The organism is Mucilaginibacter tolerans, from assembly GCF_030519375.1.
Classification (GTDB): Bacteria; Bacteroidota; Bacteroidia; order Sphingobacteriales; family Sphingobacteriaceae; genus Mucilaginibacter.
The window spans coordinates 285514-309424 of sequence record NZ_JAUMKB010000001.1; the positions used below are offsets into that span (position 1 = coordinate 285514).

Annotated in this window: 21 protein-coding genes; 15 read left to right on the top strand and 6 right to left on the bottom strand. The window is 42.6% G+C overall.

All coding sequences use genetic code 11. The features are described from left to right. From Q3A68_RS01470 to Q3A68_RS01505, 8 genes are all read left to right on the top strand, one after another. Positions 1–948 carry an efflux RND transporter periplasmic adaptor subunit gene (locus tag Q3A68_RS01470; protein ID WP_302899223.1) on the top strand — a complete coding sequence of 316 codons (948 nt, stop codon included), beginning with the start codon at positions 1–3 and terminating at the stop codon, positions 946–948. Next, entirely contained in the window at positions 945–4049 is a 3105-nt protein-coding gene (locus tag Q3A68_RS01475; protein ID WP_302899224.1) for an efflux RND transporter permease subunit, read from the top strand. Before Q3A68_RS01470 ends, Q3A68_RS01475 begins: the two co-directional genes overlap by 4 nt. A 170-nt stretch (positions 4050–4219) precedes the next feature. Continuing rightward, positions 4220–5236, top strand: a complete 1017-nt coding sequence (locus Q3A68_RS01480; protein WP_302899225.1) for a fatty acid desaturase — start codon at positions 4220–4222, stop codon at positions 5234–5236. A 49-nt stretch (positions 5237–5285) separates the two neighbouring features. Next, the gene (locus Q3A68_RS01485; RefSeq protein WP_302899226.1) at positions 5286–6122 is read left to right on the top strand and encodes a sterol desaturase family protein; all 837 of its coding nucleotides are present in this window, start codon (positions 5286–5288) and stop codon (positions 6120–6122) included. A 13-nt stretch (positions 6123–6135) separates the two neighbouring features. Further along, complete coding sequence (locus Q3A68_RS01490) at positions 6136–6753, top strand: hypothetical protein (RefSeq protein WP_302899227.1); 618 nt, start codon at positions 6136–6138, stop codon at positions 6751–6753. Between the two features lie 69 nt (positions 6754–6822). Then, the gene (locus Q3A68_RS01495) at positions 6823–7260 is read left to right on the top strand and encodes a hypothetical protein (protein ID WP_302899228.1); all 438 of its coding nucleotides are present in this window, start codon (positions 6823–6825) and stop codon (positions 7258–7260) included. A gap of 111 nt (positions 7261–7371) precedes the next feature. Further along, positions 7372–8283: a hypothetical protein gene (locus Q3A68_RS01500; RefSeq protein WP_302899229.1), complete on the top strand. Its 912-nt coding sequence runs from the start codon at positions 7372–7374 to the stop codon at positions 8281–8283. Positions 8284–8462: 179 nt separating this feature from the next. Next, positions 8463–9866, top strand: a complete 1404-nt coding sequence (locus Q3A68_RS01505) for a serine hydrolase domain-containing protein (protein ID WP_302899230.1) — start codon at positions 8463–8465, stop codon at positions 9864–9866. A gap of 91 nt (positions 9867–9957) precedes the next feature. Here the strand turns inward: Q3A68_RS01505 and Q3A68_RS01510 are convergent, their stop codons facing one another. The 5 genes from Q3A68_RS01510 to Q3A68_RS01530 form a co-directional block, all read right to left on the bottom strand. After that, on the bottom strand, positions 9958–11211 hold the full coding sequence (locus Q3A68_RS01510) for an NAD(P)/FAD-dependent oxidoreductase (RefSeq protein WP_302899231.1): 1254 nt from the start codon (positions 11209–11211) through the stop codon (positions 9958–9960). A gap of 153 nt (positions 11212–11364) precedes the next feature. After that, positions 11365–12366 carry a 4-hydroxyproline epimerase gene (locus tag Q3A68_RS01515; RefSeq protein WP_302899232.1) on the bottom strand — a complete coding sequence of 334 codons (1002 nt, stop codon included), beginning with the start codon at positions 12364–12366 and terminating at the stop codon, positions 11365–11367. A 76-nt stretch (positions 12367–12442) separates the two neighbouring features. Beyond that, complete coding sequence (locus tag Q3A68_RS01520) at positions 12443–14014, bottom strand: aldehyde dehydrogenase (NADP(+)) (RefSeq protein WP_302899233.1); 1572 nt, start codon at positions 14012–14014, stop codon at positions 12443–12445. 65 nt (positions 14015–14079) lie between these two features. Then, a complete protein-coding gene (locus tag Q3A68_RS01525; RefSeq protein WP_302899234.1) occupies positions 14080–15018 on the bottom strand; it encodes a dihydrodipicolinate synthase family protein in 939 nt (312 codons plus the stop codon). 27 nt (positions 15019–15045) lie between these two features. Then, positions 15046–17052 carry a glycoside hydrolase family 127 protein gene (locus Q3A68_RS01530; protein WP_302899235.1) on the bottom strand — a complete coding sequence of 669 codons (2007 nt, stop codon included), beginning with the start codon at positions 17050–17052 and terminating at the stop codon, positions 15046–15048. A 296-nt stretch (positions 17053–17348) separates the two neighbouring features. Here Q3A68_RS01530 and Q3A68_RS01535 point away from each other — a divergent pair, with 296 nt between their 5' ends. The 5 genes from Q3A68_RS01535 (at position 17349) to Q3A68_RS01555 (ending at position 19500) form a co-directional block, all read left to right on the top strand. Then, positions 17349–17543: a hypothetical protein gene (locus Q3A68_RS01535; protein WP_302899236.1), complete on the top strand. Its 195-nt coding sequence runs from the start codon at positions 17349–17351 to the stop codon at positions 17541–17543. A 154-nt stretch (positions 17544–17697) separates the two neighbouring features. Continuing rightward, on the top strand, positions 17698–18066 hold the full coding sequence (locus tag Q3A68_RS01540; protein WP_302899237.1) for a hypothetical protein: 369 nt from the start codon (positions 17698–17700) through the stop codon (positions 18064–18066). Between the two features lie 166 nt (positions 18067–18232). Further along, on the top strand, positions 18233–18601 hold the full coding sequence (locus Q3A68_RS01545; RefSeq protein ID WP_302899238.1) for a hypothetical protein: 369 nt from the start codon (positions 18233–18235) through the stop codon (positions 18599–18601). A gap of 108 nt (positions 18602–18709) precedes the next feature. Further along, a complete protein-coding gene (locus Q3A68_RS01550) occupies positions 18710–19084 on the top strand; it encodes a hypothetical protein (protein ID WP_302899239.1) in 375 nt (124 codons plus the stop codon). Between the two features lie 44 nt (positions 19085–19128). Then, on the top strand, positions 19129–19500 hold the full coding sequence (locus Q3A68_RS01555) for a hypothetical protein (RefSeq protein ID WP_302899240.1): 372 nt from the start codon (positions 19129–19131) through the stop codon (positions 19498–19500). A gap of 6 nt (positions 19501–19506) precedes the next feature. On the opposite strand, the gene Q3A68_RS01560 is transcribed toward Q3A68_RS01555, so the two are convergent. Further along, positions 19507–20841: a PQQ-binding-like beta-propeller repeat protein gene (locus Q3A68_RS01560; RefSeq protein ID WP_302899241.1), complete on the bottom strand. Its 1335-nt coding sequence runs from the start codon at positions 20839–20841 to the stop codon at positions 19507–19509. Between the two features lie 161 nt (positions 20842–21002). Between Q3A68_RS01560 and Q3A68_RS01565 the strand changes: the two genes are divergently transcribed. Together Q3A68_RS01565 and Q3A68_RS01570 are read left to right on the top strand one after the other, a co-directional pair. Beyond that, positions 21003–21374 carry a hypothetical protein gene (locus tag Q3A68_RS01565; RefSeq protein WP_302899242.1) on the top strand — a complete coding sequence of 124 codons (372 nt, stop codon included), beginning with the start codon at positions 21003–21005 and terminating at the stop codon, positions 21372–21374. 240 nt (positions 21375–21614) lie between these two features. Beyond that, positions 21615–23891, top strand: a complete 2277-nt coding sequence (locus Q3A68_RS01570; RefSeq protein ID WP_302899244.1) for a TonB-dependent receptor — start codon at positions 21615–21617, stop codon at positions 23889–23891. The last annotated feature ends 20 nt before the right edge of the window (positions 23892–23911 follow it).

The following is a 23911-nucleotide window of genomic DNA, read 5'->3' on the forward strand; positions in this document are numbered from 1 at the left end:
ATGAAAATATTAACCAGATATCCGGCTATTAAATGCCTGTTTGCAGTAGCAGGCATTTCGCTGTGCCTTGGCTCCTGCAAAAGCGATACGAAGGCCGAAGGTGATGACGATGCCAATGTAAAAGCACAAACACCGGTAACGGTTACTACGGTTGACCAGAGTTCACTTACCGACTATATCGACCTAAATGCAACTTCGGTTTTTCAACAGAAGAACTATATCAAATCAAATGCTAACGGTTACATTCAGCAGGCTAATGCGCTGCCCGGGCATTTTGTAAATAAAGGCGATTTACTTTTTATTGTAAAAACGAAGGAGGCACAAGCTATCGGCAACAGCATCAACGTACTGGATACTACGCTTAAATTTTCGGGCGTCAATAAAATAAAGTCTCCAGGGCCGGGTTATGTGAGCCAGCTGAACCACCAAACCGGCGATTACGTCCAGGATGGCGAAGCATTGGCCACTATCAGTGATCGCTCCAGCTTTGTGTTTTTGATGCAAGTGCCATATGAATTACGCCAATACATAAAGCAAGGAGAAAATATCGAACTTACTTTGCCGGGTGGGCAGACCTTAAGCAGCCAGGTAGCTTCTTTTATGCCGTCCGTTGATACCGTTGCGCAAACCCAGGGCGTGGTTCTAAAATTAAACTCCGGGCAGCAAATACCAGAAAACCTGGTTGCTAAGGCCCGTATCGTTAAATCACAAAAGACCAAATCTATCGCCCTGCCGAAATCGGCCATTCTTTCTAACGAAACCCAAACAGAATTTTGGGTAATGAAGCTGATCAACCCCACCACTGCAGTTAAGGTCCCGGTAACCAAAGGTATTGAAACAGGCAACCGGGTGGAGATATTATCGCCAAAGTTTTCAAACCAGGATAAAATTATTGTAACCGGCAACTATGGCCTCGCAGATACTGCCAAAGTAAAAATAGTACAATGATGGACCGGTTTAGAATAAACAACGATAAGATCGAGAACTTTTTCATCCTGTACAGGAAGCCAATGCTTTTGATACTGGCGCTGATTATTATGGGTGGAGTATATTCTTATACCAAATTACAAACTTCCCTATTCCCTGAAATCACGTTCCCCAAAATAAAGGTTATTGCCGATGAGGGTTTGCAGCCGGTAAACAAAATGATGGTTACAGTAACCAAACCGCTTGAAAATGCCATAAAACAAGTGCCCAATCTGCAAACCGTCCGCAGCACAACCAGCCGCGGTAGCTGCGAAATATCAGCCTTTATGAGTTGGGATGCAGATATAGATCTGAGCAAACAACAAATAGAATCGCAAATAGCCCAAATACGCAACGATTTGCCCCCTGACGTGAACATATCGGTTGAAAAGATGAATCCATCTATTTTACCGGTAAGCGGCTACACGCTCGAAAGCCATAGCAAATCGCCTATTGAGTTAAAACAGATCGCTACGTTTACCGTAAAACCATTTCTATCCCAGGTAAGCGGAGTATCCGAGATAAGGGTGATAGGCGGAAAATCAAAAGAATACTGGCTGGTGCTGAACCGCCAAAAAATGAGTTCGCTGGGTCTGACGCCTGATATAATCAGCAACACACTTGCACAAACAAATTTTGTTAAATCAGAAGGCTACTTGTCCGATTACAAAATGCTGTATCTGACAGTTACCGATGCAACAGTAAGTGCAAAAGACCAGTTAGAAAACCTCGTTATCAGTAATAACAGGAAAAGGGTTATTCAGCTAAAGGATATTGCCGATGTACAAATAGACGAAGGGATTGAATATACCAAGATCAATGCTAACGGGCACGAGGGAGTATTAATAGCCGTAATAAAGCAACCCAATACTAATTTGATCTCCCTTTCTACAGACATGGATCAAAAGGTTGCTGCCTTGCAAAAAGTACTCCCTAAAGATGTAATTATTAAACCTTATTATATCCAAGCCGATTTTGTAAACGAATCTGTAAAAAGTGTACGCGACAGCCTGATGATCGGTTTATTGCTGGCTATTATAGTGGCCGTTATTTTCCTTAGATCCCTAAAAGCAAGCGCCACCATTCTCATCGTTATACCAATTACCTTATGCCTTACCATTATCATACTTAATCTTATCGGTTATACCTTCAATATCATGACGCTTGGGGCCATTGCGGCAGCCATTGGGTTGATCATTGATGATGCAATAGTGGTTGTGGAGCAAATTCACCGTACGCACGAAGAGCATCCGGACGAACCAACGCGCCATTTGCTAAAAAAAGCAATAGACTACCTTTTCCCGGCAATGTTGGGTTCATCCATCAGCACAATCGTCATATTTATACCCTTTATACTGATGAGCGGTGTCGCAGGGGCTTATTTTAAGGTAATGACCAATACCATGATCATTACACTTACCTGCTCGTTCTTCGTTACCTGGATAGGCTTGCCTGTAATCTATTTATTCCTGACGCGTGACCAGCACGGCCATGCTAGTGATAAAAAAGAAGAGGCACATGAGGTAAAACAACAAAAGTGGGTATCGTTCTTTATCCTGCGCCCGATTATGAGCATCATTATAACATTGGGATTAATTGCTGTTATCATATTTATCCCATCGATGCTGGAAACAGGCTTTTTACCCGATATGGACGAAGGAAGTATCGTTTTGGATTACAGCTCCCCACCGGGCACATCACTAGAAGAGACTGACCGGATGCTGCGAGAGGTCGAAAAATTCATCGTCGGCGAGCCGGATGTGGCTGCATATTCAAGAAGAACAGGAACGCAAATGGGTTTTTTTATTACGGAACCCAATACCGGCGATTATCTTATACAGCTGAAAAAAAATCACAAAAAATCAACTGAAGAAGTAATAAGTGATATTAGGAGTAAAATTGCAGCCTCCCAGCCTGCTTTGAGGGTGGATTTTGGCCAGGTGATTGGAGACATGCTCGGCGATCTAATGAGCTCGACTCAGCCCATTGAAGTCAAGGTTTTCGGCAGCGATCAGCACGTTTTGCAGACCCTGTCAAAACAGATAGCAGCCCAGGTAAGCGCGGTAAAAGGGACTGCAGATGTATTCGACGGTATTGTTATAGCTGGCCCATCTGTCAGCATTATTCCTAATTACGGCAAATTGGCCCAGTACAATCTGAATCCTACAATTCTTCAATCGCAAGCGCAGGCTGCTTTGGAAGGTAATGTTGTGGGCAGCCTTTATGAAACGCAGCAACTGGTACCGATTCGTGCTGTTTATCCCGGTAACCGCTACCTGAGCGTACAAAACATTAAAGACTTGACTATATTTTTACCAAACGGCAAGCTAATACCGATAAATCAGCTGGCAAATGTAGAGTTAAAACCTGGTGACGCCGAGATAAGTCGCCAGGACTTGCAATCAATGGGGGTGATCACTGCCAGATTAGATAATAGTGACCTGGGATCGGTTATACCGGCTATCCAGAAAAATATAGTTAACAACGTTAACCTGCCACAAGGATATCATGTTGAATACGGAGGAGCATATGCAGAGCAACAGCAATCATTTAAAGAACTTTTAATTATTCTGATTACATCAAGCTTGCTGGTATTTAGCGTAATACTTTTCCTTTTTAAACAATTCAGGATTGCATTTTTAATCCTTGTTATTGCTGTTTTAGGTATCGGAGGTAGCTTTTTAGCACTGTATATTACTAAGACTCCATTGAATGTGGGCAGCTACACCGGATTGATCATGATCGTAGGTATTATAGGCGAAAATGCTATTTTCACTTTTCTGCAATTTAAACAAAGAGCCATCGATAATTTAAAGGAATCAAAAGAGAATAGCGTAGATGAAGCCATTATCTATGCAATTTCCACCAGGCTCCGTCCAAAATTGATGACTGCCCTGGGAGCCATTATCGCCTTGATGCCATTAGCGCTGGGAATTGGCGCAGGTGCTCAATTACATCAGCCATTAGCCATTGCAGTAATCGGCGGATTCATAATCGCGCTGCCGCTACTTCTCATTGTATTGCCAAGTATGTTAAGGATATTATATAAATCCGGAAAATTCCATAATTACAATCATTTGTAATAAAAATGTAAATAAAACAGTTTTGTTACAGAATTAACTTCTATATTTAGAGACTGGTGTTTTAGTTTTTTCTGCTAAAAATGTTTAGTCACATAACTTTCACAACAGATTACCGTTTAAATAAGAAACAAAATTAACTTTTATTTAATATCCGAAGGTGAATTAAGCTCATGGCAAGAAAGACTGATTTTATCTATTCTACTGAATCTGAACCACATCGCATCCGCACAAAAAAGATTCTCAAGCAATTTCCTGACCTGAGAAACTTAATCGGCAAAAACCCATTGACGATATTTGCCATCATCGGACTGGTCCTTTTCCAGTTAGCTGGAGCTTATCTTTTGCGCGATCAATCCTGGTGGCTGGTATTTGGTGCAGCATACCTGTTAGGTGCTTTTGCCGATCATGCATTGTTTGTAATGATACATGAGTGTACGCACCAGTTGTTATTCAAAAACAGGAACGCCAACCGTTGGGCTGCTTTACTATCCAACTTGCCACAGATATTGCCGAGCGCTATTTCATTTGAGAAATATCATATCAAACACCATTCTTTCCAGGGAGTTCATGAACTGGATGCCGATCTGCCAAACAAATGGGAAGCAAAACTGATCAATAATTATTTCTTTGGTAAAATGCTTTGGCTATTTTTCTTCCCTATCTTCCAGATATTTCGTTTATCCAGATTGAAGGAGATTCATCCCATTGATGGATGGATAGTTACCAATTTTCTGATACAGGCAGCTTTCACCACTGCTGTTTGGTACTTCCTGGGTTTCCATGCAATTGGGTTCCTGTTCCTTAGCTTTTGGTTTTCAATTGGCCTGCATCCGCTCGGTGCAAGATGGGTACAGGAGCATTACCTTACATTTAAAACTGAGCAGGAAACTTTCAGCTATTATGGCTCCTGGAACACTGTTGCCTTTAATGTAGGGTTCCACAATGAGCATCATGACTTCCCATCTATCCCATGGAACAAACTGCCTGAAATAAGAAAAACGGCACCTGAGTATTATGATTCGCTGAAATACCATACCTCATGGACCAAGCTATTTTTCCAATTTCTTTTTGATAAAGAAGTTTCTCTTTTTAACAGGATCATCAGAAAAGAGCGCGGCAAAGTAAAACTTACGGACAAAGCGAAGCCGGATGTAGAGATGCCGCAAATGGAATTGCAGGAATTGTAAATAAAATATAATTTAGACGCTGTTAATTTTTTGCCCCTATTAATTGACTATGAATAGTCTGCGTACCCTGTTTTCGACGCATGAGGATGCCGCGCAGGTCATCCTTTATGCAACAGTTATTACTTCATTATGGCTTGCTGAATTAATAATTTCGGCCGATGGCATAAGATCCAAACTTAGGCATTCGTCAGTTAACCTGACATTCATTTTCACAGCTTTGCCTATACAGCTTTGGCTTACCACATTTATTATCATTATTTGTAAGTCGGCCAACTTACATCATTGGGGATTGCTTAACCTGGTGCACTGGCATACCAAAGGCTGGCTATACTACATCGTTGCGTTTATTTTACTCGACCTGTGTGAGTATACCTACCATGTGATCATGCATAAAGTAGACACTTTATGGAAATTTCACCTGGTTCATCATAGCGATTTAAAAGTAGATGTCTCGACTACAACCAGAGAACATCCCGGAGAAACCTTCGTGCGTACTTGCTTTCTGATGCTTTGGGTAACTATACTTGGTCCGGTAATTGGTGTGCTCATCATCAGACAGATATTTCAGTCATTTTCTAATATCATTGCTCATACAGAGTTCAGGTTATCTGACAGGGCCAACAAAATTATCGGGCTGTTATTTATAACCCCTAATCTTCATCATGTACATCACCACTACAGGTTACCTTATACCGATTGCAATTATGGCGATGTGCTAAGTATCTGGGACAGGCTATTCGGCACGTTTGGAGAGTTAGACAGAGAAGACACCTGCTTTGGAATCGACACCCATATGGACGAAAAGATTAACGGGAGATTTGTGAACATCGTTAAGATCCCTTTCCAAAAGCTGGAACGCAAGAAATACCACGACGAAATTTTATAAACCAATTATAATTATGCTGGTTGACAGGAGATTCATTCTGCTGGTCGCTATTGTCATTACCGCTGTAACGAAGACAAACGCGCAGGTTGAGGACATTTCTTCAAGATTTTATTTTCCGGGGTCACTCGGACTGGGCTTTCCTTTGACCAACAATCATACCCACCTCAATAACGGTTTATCAATCAACACGGCCTTTGAATATCGCCCCACTTACAGCAACGACGTATTTTTCAGAATAGATTACGATGCACTAAACAATAGTTATACCAGCCATTTGCAAACTATCCCTACCAACATTGTACAGGGAAAGCTGTCTACTGACTTCCTGGTTGCCGGGGTTGGTTACCGCCATAGTTCCGCCAAATGGGGCATATATGGTTTATTACAGCCTGGGATGGGCATACACTCATTTAATCTGGCAGTTAATACGCCCAATGGGGTTATGCTAAGCACTATTTCCAATAACCGTGTAGCCCTAAAGGTTGATGCTGGCATTGAATACTATATCACTCATCATTTTGCCGCAGTTTTTGACCCCTCATTTTATAAGATATTCTCTCATAGCGGTTTTAACACATCGCATTCTCAATTCGGCGCTTTAAATATCGGCATTACAACCACTATTTTTTGATAACTTTTTTAGCATTCTGCTTGTTATTTTAATATAGATTTATTTATATTTGCTAATATATTTAGCAATATGAATAAGATAACCACAGCAGAGCAGCTAATTATTTTTAGCCGTTACTTAGGTCAGCAGGTAGTGATCAGGAGTTTATTGAATGAGGATAACGACGTTATAGGCACCCTAAAAGGCATAAGACAAAACGCTTTGCTGGTTGATATCGATGAGGTAAACCGCTGGATACCGTTAAACGATAATTTTAATATTTGCGAAGTTAGGCTATTATTAAAGCCTTTAAAAAAACTAACTACTTCCGTTATTAATACGGCTAACAGTTTACCTGTGCAAGCGTTCATCACGCCTTATTACCAGCAACTTGGTTTTGATATGCCGGTATTTATTTCTCCAGGGCACAGTTGCAATTGCAAATACGTGCATGAGCTTGATCTGGCCGATTACCGTACACCTGACGAAATATTGAACAGCCAGCACCAGGTGGTAATGGTCCGCTGAGCGTAATTAAATTTTTTATTGTAAAACATATACCCTACCTCTACCGTTCTAAACCGGATCAGGCAAAGTTCGCGTTTATGTTCTTTTGTCTGATCTTTGCGTTTAGAATTAATGAGCCGTTCAAAAAAAATAAAGATCATTCTTCCTATCGTGATCACCCTGTTTTTGGGTGCTTATGCTGATCATAAACATGTTCGGCAAAAGCTGAACATTACCGGCCGTTTACAGGATAAGCAGATGGACGAGATCTCGGGCATAGCGGCATCCGCTATTCACGAAGGCATTTACTATGTACATAATGACAGCGGCGATACCAGTCGCTTTTTTGCTATTACTCCGCAGGGGAATATCAAATCGGTGATCTATTTTAAAGGCGATGCAAAAGAAAAACAAGGGGTTCGAGATTGTGAGGACATTGCTGTAGGGCCCGGACCGGTAAAGGGCAAAAGTTATGTATATATGGGCGACATTGGCGATAACGGCGCTGTACGGAAATACATTACAATCTACCGCATAGAAGATCAAAAATCATGGATCGGAACAGATAGCATTATCAAAACGAATGCAGTTCCGGTGCATCTCAGATATCCGGATGGCCCGCGTGATGCAGAAACGCTGATGGTTGACCCTATCGAAAAGCTATTCTACATTGTTTCAAAACGAACCGATTCGGTTTCCGTATATACCTCTCCACTAAACTTTAAACCTAATGACACTGTAACGCTAACCAAACGCTGTAAGCTATATTTCAATGGGTTCCGTCCATTTAAGTGGATAACTGCCGGAGACATTTCAAGGGATGGCCAACAAATATTGCTAAAAGATTATGTAAAGGTTTATTACTGGAAACGTAATGGAAGCGAACCCATCTGGAAAACAATGCAAAGAAAGCCAGTAGATTTACCTTACCAGCAGGAGAAGCAAGGCGAGGCAATCGGATTTACATTGGATGGTAAAGGCTATTATACCACGAGCGAAGGCGTTTTTGCTCCTATCTATTATTACAACGTGCCGGAGAAATAAATTCCCCCGAAAACAAGCAACATCTTAACTCTCATCTCATCTTATTGATATTAACGGACACTTGCTGTTCGTTAATGATACATTTACGTTGACATCAAATCGCGTAAGCAGCTTTAAATTAGAACCATACAAAACCGGCATTAAATTTAATAACAGTTCTTTTATAACCACTCACACACATGAAAAGATTTACCTGCAGTCTTACCTTACTAATACTTATCTGCACATCGGCATTAGCACAGGAAAAATACCTGACTAACCTGATGAAAGAATATGGCATACCCGGCATGCAATTGGTTTGTATTAAAGACAATAAAATTCAAAATATTAACCTGGGGGTTATAAGCAAAGGATCGGATAAAAATGTGACTTCGAATACCGTTTTCGAGGCGGCATCATTGAGCAAATGTGTTTTTTCTTATATAGTGATGCGTCTGTATGACCGTGGTGTTATCGATCTTGATAAGCCGCTGATAGACTATATAGGCAACTATGACCGCTTTGACCCAAGCGATACCCGATATGCTAAGATAACCGGCAGAATGGTACTGCGCCATACTACCGGGCTGCCTAACTGGGGAGACAAATATGCCAAGTTGATTTTCACACCAGACAGTACATTTTCTTATTCGGGCGAAGGGTTTCAATACCTGCAACATGTAGTTGAAAAGCTCACTAATAAATCGTTGAATGACCTGGCACAACAGGAAGTATTTACACCGTTGGGTATGACTAACTCCAGCTACGCATGGACTGATAAATTTGATACGCTGGCCGCCTTTGGCAATAGTCCTGATGTGATAAAAAGGCATAAAAATCAGATGGCTGCTGCAAGTCTGCTAACCTCTGCTCACGATTATGCCGTCTTTTTGCAGGCTTTGATAAACGGTGTTGGTTTAAAACCAGAAACACAAAAGATGATGTTCACTACTGCATCAAATGCCGATTGGTTTAAGCATCATATTGACGCTGAAACCAAAAAGCATATCTCGTGGGGCCTCGGTGTGGGTTTGCAGGAGAATAAAACCGGAAAATGGATATGGCATTGGGGCGATAATGGCGATTTTAAGGCTTTTTATATTGCCAATCCGGAAAAGAAGGAAATACTGGTTTACTTTACTTATTGCACATGGGGGTTGCACATTACCACAGATGTTCTGAATTCCTTCTTTCCAAAGCAAACCTGGTGGCCGTGCCTGTGGACAGGTTACCAGTTTCACGAGCTGCAAAGAATGGAAACATTTATGGCTAAGCTGAAAAAGCAAGGTTATGAACATGCTATCGAAATAGCTGATGAAATGAAGCAAAAAGACAGCGGCTTCAATTTGCCAGAAGATGATGTAAACGACCTGGGCTTCATTCTGATGCGCGACAATAGGAAAAAAGAAGCAGTTGAGGTATTCAAATTCAACCTCGCCAAGTTCCCTACCAGCGCCAATGCCTATGATAGTTTAGCCGAAGGTTATGAGGCGAGGGGCGAAAAGGAATTGGCTATTAAAAACTTCAAGAAAGCCATTGAGCTGAACCCGAAGAATACTTATGCTGCGGATCGGGTTAAAGAGTTGGAAAAGAGTACTCAATAAAATAAGGGGGCTGTTAGTCTGAGCTTGTCGAATACTATGTGGGCAGGCCTTTGGCTCTATCCTTCGACAAGCTCAAGATGACACCAATTATTTATTGAAACCTATCCACCGCAAACGGCGTGATATTCATCTCTGGCGATTGACTATTCAATACCTGGCTAATGATCTTACCAGTTGCAGGTCCTAAACTTAACCCAATCATGGCATGTCCTGTTGCTACCGCCAGGTTTTTGTATTTGTTTGATGAACCGATATACGGCATCCCATCAGGCGATACCGGGCGAAAGCCAAACCAGATATCTTTTTTCTGCGGCATTTCAGGTTTAAAGTTCGGGAAGTACTTTGGCACCGACTCCACTATTCCCTGCACACGATTCATATTGATCCGGCTATTAATCTTGCCCACTTCCATCGTACCACCATATCGTATGCTATTATTCATCGGGGTGATAGCTACGCGGGCTTCGCATAGTATGGATGGAATGGTCATGCGTTTGGATTCATCCTGCGGCACCATGAATGAATAGCCTTTTCCTGGCATTAAAGGCACTTTGAAACCCGCTAGTCGCGCTATACCGGGGGACCATGCTCCACCTGCCAGTACATAAGCATCGCCTTTAAATTCTTTGTCTTTACTGCTTACCGAAGTGATTTTACCTTCACTATGCGCAATCCTCACAATCTCAGTATTTCGGTAGATGGTTGCTCCTTTTGCGTTTTCGATATATTTTATCAGCTCACGCATTAACTTATTAGGATACAAATGCGCATCACAATGATAATGAACCGCACCTAAAATGTCCATTTCTACTCCGGGCTGTAGTTTGCCGCATTCCTCCGGACTAAGATATTGCGCATCAAGTCCGAGATTGATAGCCTGCTCAGCCATGTGCTTTTCTTCTTCAACAAACTTTGGGGTTTTAAACAGCATTAATATGCCTTTATCTTCTAACCCAAAATCGATATTTGCATCCTTTTCAAATTCCTGGAAAAGCACCTTGCTCATAACAGATATATCGCGCAATGCGCCTGCTGAACGGTCGACATGCTTACGGGTAGCGCTTTTCAGGAACTTTAATCCCCAGCCAATCAGCTCAGGATTAAGTGAGGGCTTTACATAGAATGGGCTTTTACTGTCAAACATCCAGCGGATACCCTGCTCCACCATTCCTGGCGCAGCCAGTGGTATAAAATGGCTCGGGGTGATCATCCCCGCATTGCCATACGAACAATTGTCGGACAAGTCGCCCTGATCGATAATATCAACTTCCCAACCTGATTTATTAAGGTAGTACGCGGAAAACAACCCAATTATACCGCCACCTATGATAACTGCTTTACTCATTTTTGATATCTGCTTCACTATGTTATTTCTTGGTTCCCGCAAAATAACGTCGTGGGTGGGTGTCATACTGAGGTTCTCGAAGCATAGTGGGCAAAGGCCTCTACGCGCACACTGCGAGTGCCTCAGTGTGACACCCCATTTTTTTTTGTTCGTTTATATCACCTGGAACCCATACGCATACGGATCCTCATCATCAATTTTTATGGTATTGTATCCGTAAACCCGCGCCCAACCTTCTATACTTGGGATAATAGCCGGTTTACCACCTACCTGTACCTCATCCTCTACTCTTCCGATAAACTGGCTGCCAATGATACTTTCGTGTATAAACTGGTCGCCTTTTTTTAGTTTACCTTTAGCGTGCCATTGCGCCATACGGGCCGAGGTGCCTGTGCCGCAAGGTGAACGGTCAATCGCCTTATCGCCATAAAACACAGCGTTACGTGCCGTAGCTTCGGATGATATCGTTTTACCAGCCCAAAGAACATGGGTGCAGGTATTGATCGTTGGGTTATCAGGATGAACGAAAGTATATTTTTCATTTATCCGCTGACGAATCACCCGGCTCCATGATATTAGTTGATCGGCGCTGTAGTTTTCCAGGCCTTTAAAGTTGGGCTGAGGATCAACTATGGCATAAAAATTACCGCCATAGCTCACATCAAAAGTGAGTGTCCCCAGATCAGGGCATTCTACATCAAGGTTCTCTGCAGCAAGATAAGCAGGAACATTGGTTAGCTTAACCGATTTTACTTTTTGCCCTTCCTGTTTATATTCGATCAGTACCAAACCGGCAGGCGCTTCCATACGCACAATACCTTTGGTCTTAGGGATAATCAGTCCTTCTTCTATCGCAATGGTGATCGTACCGATAGTGCCATGCCCGCACATAGGCAGACAACCGCTGGTCTCGATAAATAATACAGCTACATCATTCTTTGGGTCATGTGGCGGGTATAAAATACTCCCTGACATCATATCATGCCCACGAGGTTCAAACATTAGTCCCTTGCGTATCCAGTCATATTCTTTCAGAAAATGCTGACGTTTGTCGCTCATGTTCTCCCCGCTCAGGTTTGGGCCGCCACCAGCTACCAGTCTTACCGGGTTACCGCAGGTATGCGCATCTATACAAAAAAAAGTCTTACTTGACATGATTCTTAGTCTTAAGTCCGAAGTCTTTAGTCTAAAGTCTCAGATAATCCGACTTAAGACTTTTGACTTACGACTTCTATTTAGTCCATTTATTATCAACCAGGCGCCATATTTCGAGCGGGTTGCCGTCTTTTAATTCATCAGGCAGCAGGTCATGCGCCCAGTTTTGCCAGCTTACGGGGCGTACAAAACGTTTGATAGCCCCTGTACCCACCGACGTAAAACGACCATCGGAAGTAGCAGGAAATGGCCCGCCGTGCTGCATGGATGGCACCACTTCAACGCCTGTTGGCACATTATTCATGATCACGCGGCCCGCTATTTTAGCCAGGTTTTGGATCAGCGATTTATGCTTTGGCAGATCCGTTTCATCTGATACTATACTTGCGGTTAACTGACCAGGCAAAACATTAAGAATCTGTTGCACCTGTACTTCGTAATCAGCCTCTATCAATAAAGAATATGGGCCAAAAACTTCATCTTTCAGTTTAGGATTAACCAAAAACGACGAAGCGCTCACAGTAGCTACTAATGGCTGTGCCTGATTGGCTTTCTCTCCATTCACAATTCCCCTATTGATAATAGAAACTCCTTGCTCTTCCAGCATTTCTTCCGATAGATTCGCGTAGTTTTTGCAGATGCCGGGTGTAAGCATTGTGGTAGAGCTGATCTTGGCTATCGCCTCGCCCAAAGCATTTTTGAATTTCTTTAATCCATCAGATTTTATTGCTATCAGCAAACCCGGGTTAGTACAGAACTGCCCGGCGCCTAAAGTGATGGATGCAGCATATTGTTCAGCGATCTGCTGATACCGGTTATCCAATGCATCGGGCAATATAATCACTGGGTTAACGCTACCCATTTCGGCAAATACAGGTATGGGTTCTTGGCGCTGCTGAGCCAACTTTACTAAAGCCATTCCGCCTTTATAAGAACCTGTAAAGGTGACTATCCTAGTTTTTGGATGCTTTACCAAAGCCTGGCCGACAGTATAACCGTCATCATAAAGTATGGAGAACACGCCTTCGGGCATGTTATGTTTTTCGGCAGCCTTTTTAATAGCTGATGCAACCAGAGCGCTTGTACCGGGATGAGCAGGGTGCGCCTTCACGATCACTGGGCAACCTGCGGCCAAAGCCGAGGCTGTGTCTCCACCTGCCACTGAGAAAGCCAGTGGGAAATTACTCGCGCCAAAAACCACCGCCGGACCAACAGGTATCAACATTTTTCGGATATCTGGTCGCGGTGCGGGTTTTCTTTCAGGTAAAGCACTGTCAATAACTGCCTCTACCCATGAGCCTTCCTCCACCAGATCGGCAAACATGCACAGCTGGCCGGTTGTGCGGCCGCGTTCGCCCTGTAAGCGTGCCTGAGGCAAACCACTCTCGGCCATAGCACGTTCTATTAGCTCTTCGCCTAAAGCGTTAATCTCATCAGCAATACTGCGTAAAAAGTTCGCTTTTGTTTTTTTATCAATATATCGATAAACATCTGATGCTTTTTCAGCCAGATCTAGCGTTGCATCAACATCAGCCAACGTTGCTGATTGAAATTCACCGGGTAATTCATTTCCGGACGACGGATCGATCGCCTGAAATGTTTTACCACCGTTTTTATATTTATAACCTACCAGGTTTTGTGTTTCCATGATATTAATTTATGGCTAAAACATAAACCATGACAATGAGTTTGAACCCAGTCAGTGTTTAATATTTATGCCAGTTGTGCCGATTCGACTTTTCCCCAACTACCTTCAGGCAACACAGGCCGGTTTGCCAATGCATCATTAATGGTTTTCAATACCTTTTCGCGCTCAGCACCTTCAATTTTCAGGCGTGGTGCACGCACATTTTCAGTACCGATGCCTGTCGCAACCTCTGCCAGCTTAATGTATTGAACCAGTTTTGGATGAATATCCAGTTCCAGAACTGGTAAAAACCAGCGATAAATAGCCAAAGCCTCGCTGATGCGGTTGGCTTTTACCAAACGGTAAATAGCAACTGTTTCTCTGGGAAAGGCGTCGACCAAACCGGCTACCCAGCCGTCAGCACCCATTACCAGGCTTTCCATAGCCAATGGGTCAACGCCTGTCATGATCTTGAAACGATCCCCAAAGCGGTTGATCATCCTGGTCACGTTGGAAATATCTCTGGTAGATTCTTTAACTGCTTGTATATTATCATACTTTGCTAATTCTTCAAACATATCCAGCGTTACTTCTATCTTGTAATCCACCGGATTGTTGTAGATCATGATGGGAAGCGGTGTGCTTTTAGCTACAGCAGTTAAAAAAGCCAATGTTTCGCCATCATCAGCTTTATAACGCATAGGTGGTAGCAGCATTAAACCACTTGCACCATATTCTAATGCTTTTTGAGCACAAGCTACAGCAGCTTTGGTAGTCTGTTCAGCAATATTTAGTAGTACGGGAACTTTCCCTTCTACAAACTCAACTGTATGCTTTAATAATGCATATTTTTCTTCTTCATTTAAAACGCTTGCTTCGCCTAATGAGCCGCCTAAGATAAGGCCATCTACACCTGCCTCTAATTGCGCATTGATATTGTGATCAAATGCCTCGAAATCCAGTTCATCATTATCTGTGAACTTAGTTGTAACTGCGGGGAACACCCCTTTCCATTCAAATTTCATACTGTTGTTTAAAATCGTTCTGTTTATTTATTTTGCCACCAGGTCTACATATTTCACTTGCTCAGGGAACCAAACTATCATTTCTCCCTTGCCGCGGTTGGCCCATGAATAATATGGGATGGCAGTCAGCGTAGCAGCTTGTGTACTTATGTTTTGCCCGGAAGGGTCTACATTAATACTTTTTACATCGGCTTTCAGCACCATTACGCCGTTTAGCAGGTCGCTTTGATATTGTGTTTTGAAAACTACATCTTTTGGCACGATAAGGTTACTGGCCAGGCCGTTATTGTCTTTCCACTCTGCACAGTAGATGATCGGACCGCGCTGCAAAGCAATCTTGCCCATATCTTCAGGAACATTGGCATTGGCCATTACGCGGCGTACTTCCATTGGTAGGTTCATTTCTACTTTATCGTTCTTTTTCCATTTTCTGCTGATCACTGCATAACCTTTTTCAACCTGATAGTTCACCGGTATCCCGTTCACTTTTATTTCTACTCCCTGAGCTGATTTCTTTTGATAGCTGTACAGATCTGACGGAATTGCTTCGTTCTGCGCCCATCCGGGGATACGTATTTTCAGATCCATATCCATTTTTTGAGCCGGGTCAACAGTGAATTTCAAGCCGCCCTCCCATGGATAATTATTTTCCTGCTTAATCTTTACTGTCTTGTTGTTTAAAGTTAGATTTCCAACCCCGCTGATGAACAGATTTACATACAATGCATTACCTTTCTCAGCATAAATATAACCGGGGATCGACGGCACCAACCTTGCCACATTAGTAGGGCAACAGGAGCAGGTGAACCAGCCTGAGCGTATCGGCTCCGTATCAGATCCTAAAAAGTTATACTTTATCTGCATGGCATTGGTATAGAAGAATGACTTTCCGTCCAAACCAACACCCGATATTAAGCCATTATACAGTGTTTTTTCCAGTACATCAATATACTTGCTATCACCATGCAGCAGGAACATCCGCTGGTTCCAGAACACGTTACCGATGGCTGCGCAAGTCTCATTATAAGCGGTGGCATTAGGCAGTTCATAATTATCGCCAAAACGTTCACCGTCTCCTACCGCACCAATACTGCCCTGCACATACATCTTTTTGGTAACCATGTTTTCCCAAATCCGATCAATTGCTTTCAGATAAGCAGTATCGCCTGTCAGTGCAGCTACGTCAGTCATTCCGGAGTAGAGATACATTGCGCGCACTGCATGCCCTTCGGCTTCGGTCTGATCAACTACAGGTTTATCATCCTGCCAATACATCCCGTTTTCCCACTCATTTTTGCTCTTGGTATTGTATTCTTTGTGACCGCGTTGGTCGATAAAAAATTTGGCTAATGTTAAATATTCCGTTTTGCCTGTTACACGATACATTTTCACCAGTCCCATCTCCACAATTTCGTGCCCCGGAGCTACATGTCTTTTATCAGGTCCGAAAGTACGAACCAGCAGATCGGCGTTTTTGATAGCAATATTCAGGAAGTTTCGTTTACCTGTTGCCATGTAATGCGCCACAGCAGCTTCGTACATATGACCGCAGTTGTATAATTCGTGGCTCATATTCTGCTCGTTTACCCAACGCTCAGCGCCGGCCCATGGCCCTGGGTGTAACGGATCGATCGTACGGGCAGTATATAAATAACCATCTGGTTCCTGCGCCTTACCGACAATGGTAATAAGCGAATCCAGATAGGCCGACAATTTAGGATCAGGATGCTCTGCTAATGAATAAGATGCCCCTTCGACAGTTTTGTAAATATCGGTGTCATCAAAAGGGTATACGGTACAGAATTTACCCTTATGCTCGGCTGCCATGATAAAATTCTTCACGCGGCCCGTGCTATCGCACCGTTTAAACGATGCAGGAATAGTAACCGTACGATTAGTTTCGATACGCGACGTCCAAAACTGATCAGTGAGTTTTACACTGGTAAACGGCACCGGCTGTATCGGATAATCCTGATGCTGGGCAAACGCTGCAATACTGCAGCAGGTTAATATTAATGTGCTTATTCTCTTCATTTAGGATGGCAATTAACAATGGTTCAAAGGTACAATCTCTATCCTCTAAATGTAAACAGGATATTTACCCGATACTAACCACATTTTAACTATGATAAAGTACTTACAGGAGCAATGGTGATAAAATCATAACATAATTTTAGCCTTTTACTTATCATTTCTTAAGCAAAACCAATTAATACGTGGCAAAAAACCATCATTAACATTAATTTAACATTACGCCAACAATCAGTTAACTTACGACGAATACCTTTGTAGCAGATAGTCAAAGTTGTTTCCAGTAAAAATCAACGATCATGAGAAATCACATTCACACCGAGAAAGAGAATAAGGAAGAAAAATTAGTTCAGGAGAATCACAACGATGAATATTGGACAAAAAAATACGATATTTCCCCTGACGAATTGAAAGAAACAGGGAATATTGATCTTTCTACTCTTATAATCAAAGCCGGTATCAAACGCAAAAGCTTTCAACCACTGACTGCTTAAGCGACAATATTATAGTTATTATGAAAAACGGACGGTTCTTTTAGAGCGTCCGTTTTTTATTGCTTTTTTTAGTGAAATATTAAAACTTAACATCCTGTTTATTTTCATTTTGTAATTAAAATCTTACATTTATTACCTGTACAAATCTGACATTATGAAAAGAAAATTATTTAGTCCTATTGCATTAGCCTGCTGCTTTATTGTTTTTGCTGCCTTTGTTTTTGCTGATTTGGGCGGCAAATGGACCGGCGTGATCAAAACACCCGATGGAAATGATCTGCAAGTAAGTTATAACTTCAAAGTTGACGGCGATAAACTGACCGGCACAGCCGAGTCCCCCGCAGGCCAGGTTACTGTTGATGATGGAAAAGTAACCGGGGACACTTTCTCCTTTAAAGTAACTGTTGATGGAAATGATTATCCGCACAGCGGAAAAGTTTATGCCGATTCATGTGGTTTGGATATCGACTTCGGCGGCCAAAAAATACATACTACTTTAAAACGCGCCCCTGCAGATAAATAAGAATTTCAACCTAAAATAGTTCATAGTAAAAGGCCCCGCCGTAAGGTGGGGTTTTTGTTTTGCTGCCGTTTGTTCCATCAAAAAAGTATTGATTATTTGTAACTTAGTTATCGTTCTCTAATCTAATTACCAATTATTAGCCTACCAAAACTTAACCATTCAAAACATGAAAAGAAAGCTCTTTATCACTGCAGTGTTGCTATGCTGCTGCGTAGTTGCATTTGCTTACTTTGCAGGGATCACCGGTCACTGGAAAGGTACTTTACTGGCTCCTGACGGCAATGAATATCCGCTTGATTACTCCCTTACGTCTGACAATACCAACTTGACAGGCAAAGGCCAGTCGACACAGGGGACCATGGATATCACAGAAGGCAAAGTAAAAGGCGACAGCCTGTCGTTTGCGATTGATGTAGGTGGTGTGAAAGTGCTTAACACCGGTAAATATTTTACTGAAGGGGATTCTATTAGCCTGAACATCGATTACCAAGGCTACAAAATGCACAGCACTTTAAAGAGAGCTGCTGATCAATAATTCGAAATATCAACTCCTGACAATAAGAAGTCTCCCCGAAAGGAGACTTTCTTGTTTTATCTGTAACGTTTTATCAGAAAACTGCATCATAGTTTAAAACCTATTAACATGAAAACAAAAGCATTGATCACCCTGTCATTAGCATGCTGCTTTATAATTTGCCTGGCAGCAACCATAGCCGACCTATCGGGCAAATGGACAGGCATGGTACGAACCCCTGATGGGAACGATCTTCAACTGAACTACGTTTTTAAAATAGATGGAGACAAGCTGACCGGAACAGGCCAGGGCAATGGCGAGCCTGTCCCAATTAGCGACGGCAAAGTAGCAGGAGATGTGATCACATTTAAAGTAACAAGCAACGAAGGTGAGGTTTATCCTCACACCGGAAAATATTATGCACAGGGTGATTCCATAGCGATGGACATCGAAGTGAATGGGACCAAGTTTCACAGTACGCTGAAAAGAGTGACGGATAAGTAAATCGTAATTTCTAACTCTAAATGCTAATCTCTAAACTCTAAGTTATGAAAAGAAAAATGCTTATCACTTTGACATTGCTATACTGCACTGTCATCGGTTTTGCGGCAATTATTGCTGATATTGGTGGTCAATGGACTGGTTCAATAGTGGGTCCGGACGGCAGCGACATTGCCCTCAATTATACATTTAAAGTTGATGGCGATAAATTGACCGGTACAGCTTTCGCACAGGGTATCGAGATAAAATTAGATAGCGGCAAAATGAGCGGCGATGATATTACTTTTAAGATTACCAATCCGGAAGGCATTGTGATCCCCCATGTGGGTAAATATTTTGCCAACGGCGACTCTATATCAATGAATATCACTTATCAGGACTATAAGTTTCACTCAACGCTTAAAAGAGCAAATAAGTAAAACAGGTTATTTTAAGCTGATGGCGTAGACATAATTGTCCGCACTTCCAAAATAAATTACCCCATTACTGATGGCTGGAGACGAAACAATGGAACCGAGCGTATAAAGCCGGTCCATTCCGTATACAGTTGCATCATAATATGCAAGGTCCTTCCCCTTCGCAGCCAGACTAAAATTTATATTTCCTGCGCTGTCCAGTATGCTTTTTGCATTTGTTAGTCTGCCTGAGGTTTCAAACCTGCCTGTTAATCTGCCTGAATTAATATCTACAGCACATAAATTGCCTGTAAAATCTCCAAAATATGCCGTATTGCTTGTCAATGCTGGAGACGAATACACGTATCCGTTGGTTTTATAGCGAATTTTTTCTTTCCCGGTTTTGGCATCAAAACCAAGAAAAAGGTAAGTATCCGATGTGCCAAAATATACCATGCTATCCTTTATGGCTGCGGTTGTCAGCACCCACGAATTATCGGCAGCATATTTCCACACCAATTTTCCGCTGTAAGCATCCAACGCGTAAAAATGGCCATCGCGCGAGCCAATATATACCATGCCCCGGGAGCATGCGGGCGATGCCTGTATGCCTTCCAGCAGATGGTAAAGCAGTTGTTTATCTGTTTCGAATTTCCATTTAAGATCACCCGTTTGGGCATCAACTGCATAGAGGAAAGTGTCCCAACTGCCGAAATAAACGTTACTATTATAAAGTGCGGGACTGGAATGAATTAATCCATTGGTTTTAAAGGCCCACTTCTTTTCCCCGGTTCGTGCATGCAGTGCGTATAAATTCCCATCACTGCTGCCAAAATAAATGATCGGATCGTGGTTGTCCGTACCTATAACAGGCGATGACAGGAAAAAATCAAACGGATCATCCATATACATATCATCGGGTTTCATCGTCCACAATCCCTTTGCACCCACTTTCTTTTCTCCGCCCGTTTTAAATTTCCATTTCAGCTTTCCCGTTTTTGCATTAAGCGCATAATAAAATCCATCATAACTACCAAAATAGACTACGTTTTTATAAACTGCGGGTGAGGAATGCACCGGTCCTCCCGTAATAAATTTCCATAAAAGCTTACCGGTTGTTTTATCTATTGCATACAGGCTGCTGTCCCCGCTCCCGATGTAAACTGCTTTATTGTAAACAGCAGGCGATGAAAAAACTTTGCCGCCTGTTTTAAATGCCCACTTTATATCACCCAATGAAGTATGATTATCGGGAGCATACACACCTGGGTGTGTTGGCGAAGCAGCAAACATTGACAATTGTGAGGTTTGCGCAGACACAGAGCCCGACCATAAAAAGATAACAAGAATAAAATATTTAAACATAGATTGATTTTGACAGGATGGGTTTATAATTTGAGAAGGCTTAAAAATACGAAAGGATACACAAAAAGCAACTTCATTTAGACGGCAAGGCACCGGGCGAGCATTTGATAAACGTAAAGGTTGTAAAATAAATAAATGCACTTATTTTTGCGCCACGAGCTATGAAGCAAAAAATAACTGCCGTTTTACTCATCCTCGCTATTATCAGCAGCAGTTTTTCGCGCTTTTTTATCTACGCAGGTTTCGAAATGAACCGGAGCTATATCGTCAGTAAACTTTGCGAAAACCGTAACAGGCCCTGGCTGCATTGCAACGGTAAATGCTACCTGATGAAAAAGATAAAACAAGCTGAAGAAAAACAAAACAGCACTGAACGCCAGACGCAAAAGAACCTGATACAGGAAGCTTATTGCGAAAACGACACGCAGGTGAGCTTCTATACTCGCCTGATCCGGGAGATCATGACCCCGAATAACCGCATCGAACTGCCGCAAGGCCACGGTGCTATCTTTCGTCCACCCCAGTTGGGATAATCCTTTCTTTATTCTTCCCATGCATAAAATTGGGTGTTACGCTGAGGTACTCGAAGTGTGTACGTAAAGGCCTTCGCCCTCATGCTTTGAGTGCCTCAGCATGATAGTACGCATAACTGAATTGGAAGTCCTGGTTTAATAGCACCTAGTTAAGATAATCTGTGTGTGCTTTATCCCATAATTAATTTCATCTGCTAACTGTTCAAAACCAATGAAAGGTTTTGAATCACAACATATTATATGAATATTTTTAAAAAAATATGGCTTTTAACAATTGTCCTCGTTTTTGTGGGGCAAATAGCAAAAGCACAACACCTGCTTACTGGTCATGTGATCGATAGTGTCACGCGCCAGCCTGTTGAATATGCAACTATTACTATTGAAGGAAAATCCATCAGTACTAATAAAAACGGCAATTTCAGGATCGTACTGCGTAAAGACAGCGGCGTGCTTACTGTAACCTGCATCGGTTGTAAAAGCAAAACCCTGACTTGCGGGATGACTGAGGAACATCTGATTATACCTATCACACGCGGTAAAATTGATCTGAAAGAAGTGGTAATCACCCCACAACTGAGCGGTGCATCTTTCCATACATTAAGCACACTTGACCTTAGTCTGCGACCTGTAAACTCGTCGCAGGACCTGATGCGGCTGGTGCCAGGGCTGTTCATTGCCCAGCATATGGGCGGCGGTAAGGCCGAACAAATTTTTATCCGCGGTTTTGATGCGGATCATGGGACCGACCTGAATGTTTCCGTCGACGGCATGCCTGTTAATATGGTATCGCATATCCACGGGCAGGGTTATGCCGACGTGCACTTCTTGATACCTGAAACTGTTTCGACGTATGACTTTGGCAAGGGACCGTATTACACTTGCTATGGTGACTTTACTACCGCCGGGTACCTGGCTTATACTACTAAAGATGGATTGGATAAAAGCCTGATCAGCATCGAAGGCGGCCAGTTTCATACATTCCGTTTTGCCGGGTTGATCGATCTGTTAGGCGAAAAAGCCAAACAAAACGGAGAGAATGCCTACATAGCCGGAGAATATAATTACACCGATGGCCCTTTTAAATTGCCTGAACATTATAAACGAACCAGCTTTTTTGGTAAATACACCAAACAATTGGGGTCAAATAATAAACTAGCTCTTAGTGCATCCACATTCAGCACAAGCTGGATACCATCAGGCGAAATACCAGAACGTGCCATAGCTTCCGGAACTACAGCAATTGATGACAATGGAAATCCCTACACTGTGCCTATCTCTCCTAATCCTATCAATCGTTTTGGCACTATTGATAGCGTCCAGAATGGTAAATCGAGCCGCGTAAATGCTATTGCGAAATTATCCACCGATCTGAAGAACAACTGGGTAGTGGAAAATCAACTGTACTATACGCATTACAAATTCGCCCTGCATGTTAACTCTACTTTCTTTGCCGATGATAACATTAATGGCGACGTTCGCCAACAGGGAGAAGAGCGGGATATGCTTGGATACAATGGTAAATTTGGCAAACAGACTAATTGGGGCAACTCGTCTCTTACGTCCACCCTTAGGCTGAACACCCGTTTTGACCGCACTTACGGCACTGAGTACAGCCACGTAACTCATCAATACCAGTTTCTGGACTATGTTACCCTGGGCGATATACGCCAAAATAATACAGGTATTTTCCTGGATGAAACCTTGCAAAGCGGCAAATGGTTGTTCAATGCAGGTTCAAGACTGGATTACTTTAAATTTCACTATCACGATACGACCAAAACGCAGGTGGTGATAAGCCCTAAAATCAACATTGAGTATACTGCCAATGATAATGTTCAGCTCTACCTGAAGGCAGGCAAAGGATTTCACTCCAACAATGCTATTGCCGTAATTGGCAATAATGGAATTGAAACGATTCCGGCGGCTTATGGTGCAGACCTGGGCTTGAATTGGAAACCCATCCCTCATTTGTACATCAATACAGCTTTATGGTACCTATACTTGCAACAGGAATTTGTTTATACCGACGACGGTGACATTGTCCCGGGAGGTAGGACGAAGCGTATGGGTGTCGATCTCTCTGCTCGTTATCAGCTGGCAAAATGGCTTTTTACCGATCTGAATGTTAACCTTGCAAGACCGCGCTTAACTGACAGTACAAAAAACACCGGTTACCTGGCACTGGCCCCTACCTTTACCAGCACAGGAGGCTTGGACTTCAAATTTGATAATGGAATTAATGGTGGCCTGAGCTATCGGTATATGCATAGTCGTCCGGGTAACAACACCAATACACTGAGAGCTGATGGCTATTATCTGACCGATCTGAAGCTGAACTATACCCAAAAACGCTATGAAATAGGTTTGACTATCGAAAACTTGTTGAACACCAAATGGAATGAGTTTGAGGCCGAAGAAGCGACTCAACTGAGGGGCGAATCAGCCCCTGTTGACCAAATGAGCTTTACACCGGGCACACCATTTTTTGCAAAATTGCGGGTGGCGTTGTTTTTCTAATAGTACCAAAGAAAAGGGTA

What these genes read in the sequence shown, in the direction of transcription:
- Q3A68_RS01545 (WP_302899238.1), top strand. Translation starts at nt 18,233, where the DNA reads ATGAAAAGAAAGCTCTTTATCACTGCAGTGTTGCTATGCTGCTGCGTA.
- Q3A68_RS01475 (WP_302899224.1), top strand. Translation starts at nt 945, where the DNA reads ATGATGGACCGGTTTAGAATAAACAACGATAAGATCGAGAACTTTTTC.
- Q3A68_RS01480 (WP_302899225.1), top strand. Translation starts at nt 4,220, where the DNA reads ATGGCAAGAAAGACTGATTTTATCTATTCTACTGAATCTGAACCACAT.
- Q3A68_RS01555 (WP_302899240.1), top strand. Translation starts at nt 19,129, where the DNA reads ATGAAAAGAAAAATGCTTATCACTTTGACATTGCTATACTGCACTGTC.
- Q3A68_RS01540 (WP_302899237.1), top strand. Translation starts at nt 17,698, where the DNA reads ATGAAAAGAAAATTATTTAGTCCTATTGCATTAGCCTGCTGCTTTATT.
- Q3A68_RS01490 (WP_302899227.1), top strand. Translation starts at nt 6,136, where the DNA reads ATGCTGGTTGACAGGAGATTCATTCTGCTGGTCGCTATTGTCATTACC.
- Q3A68_RS01505 (WP_302899230.1), top strand. Translation starts at nt 8,463, where the DNA reads ATGAAAAGATTTACCTGCAGTCTTACCTTACTAATACTTATCTGCACA.
- Q3A68_RS01510 (WP_302899231.1), bottom strand. Translation starts at nt 11,211, where the DNA reads ATGAGTAAAGCAGTTATCATAGGTGGCGGTATAATTGGGTTGTTTTCC.
- Q3A68_RS01470 (WP_302899223.1), top strand. Translation starts at nt 1, where the DNA reads ATGAAAATATTAACCAGATATCCGGCTATTAAATGCCTGTTTGCAGTA.
- Q3A68_RS01535 (WP_302899236.1), top strand. Translation starts at nt 17,349, where the DNA reads ATGAGAAATCACATTCACACCGAGAAAGAGAATAAGGAAGAAAAATTA.
- Q3A68_RS01500 (WP_302899229.1), top strand. Translation starts at nt 7,372, where the DNA reads ATGAGCCGTTCAAAAAAAATAAAGATCATTCTTCCTATCGTGATCACC.
- Q3A68_RS01495 (WP_302899228.1), top strand. Translation starts at nt 6,823, where the DNA reads ATGAATAAGATAACCACAGCAGAGCAGCTAATTATTTTTAGCCGTTAC.
- Q3A68_RS01560 (WP_302899241.1), bottom strand. Translation starts at nt 20,841, where the DNA reads ATGTTTAAATATTTTATTCTTGTTATCTTTTTATGGTCGGGCTCTGTG.
- Q3A68_RS01530 (WP_302899235.1), bottom strand. Translation starts at nt 17,052, where the DNA reads ATGAAGAGAATAAGCACATTAATATTAACCTGCTGCAGTATTGCAGCG.
- Q3A68_RS01525 (WP_302899234.1), bottom strand. Translation starts at nt 15,018, where the DNA reads ATGAAATTTGAATGGAAAGGGGTGTTCCCCGCAGTTACAACTAAGTTC.
- Q3A68_RS01485 (WP_302899226.1), top strand. Translation starts at nt 5,286, where the DNA reads ATGAATAGTCTGCGTACCCTGTTTTCGACGCATGAGGATGCCGCGCAG.
- Q3A68_RS01520 (WP_302899233.1), bottom strand. Translation starts at nt 14,014, where the DNA reads ATGGAAACACAAAACCTGGTAGGTTATAAATATAAAAACGGTGGTAAA.
- Q3A68_RS01515 (WP_302899232.1), bottom strand. Translation starts at nt 12,366, where the DNA reads ATGTCAAGTAAGACTTTTTTTTGTATAGATGCGCATACCTGCGGTAAC.
- Q3A68_RS01570 (WP_302899244.1), top strand. Translation starts at nt 21,615, where the DNA reads ATGAATATTTTTAAAAAAATATGGCTTTTAACAATTGTCCTCGTTTTT.
- Q3A68_RS01550 (WP_302899239.1), top strand. Translation starts at nt 18,710, where the DNA reads ATGAAAACAAAAGCATTGATCACCCTGTCATTAGCATGCTGCTTTATA.
- Q3A68_RS01565 (WP_302899242.1), top strand. Translation starts at nt 21,003, where the DNA reads ATGAAGCAAAAAATAACTGCCGTTTTACTCATCCTCGCTATTATCAGC.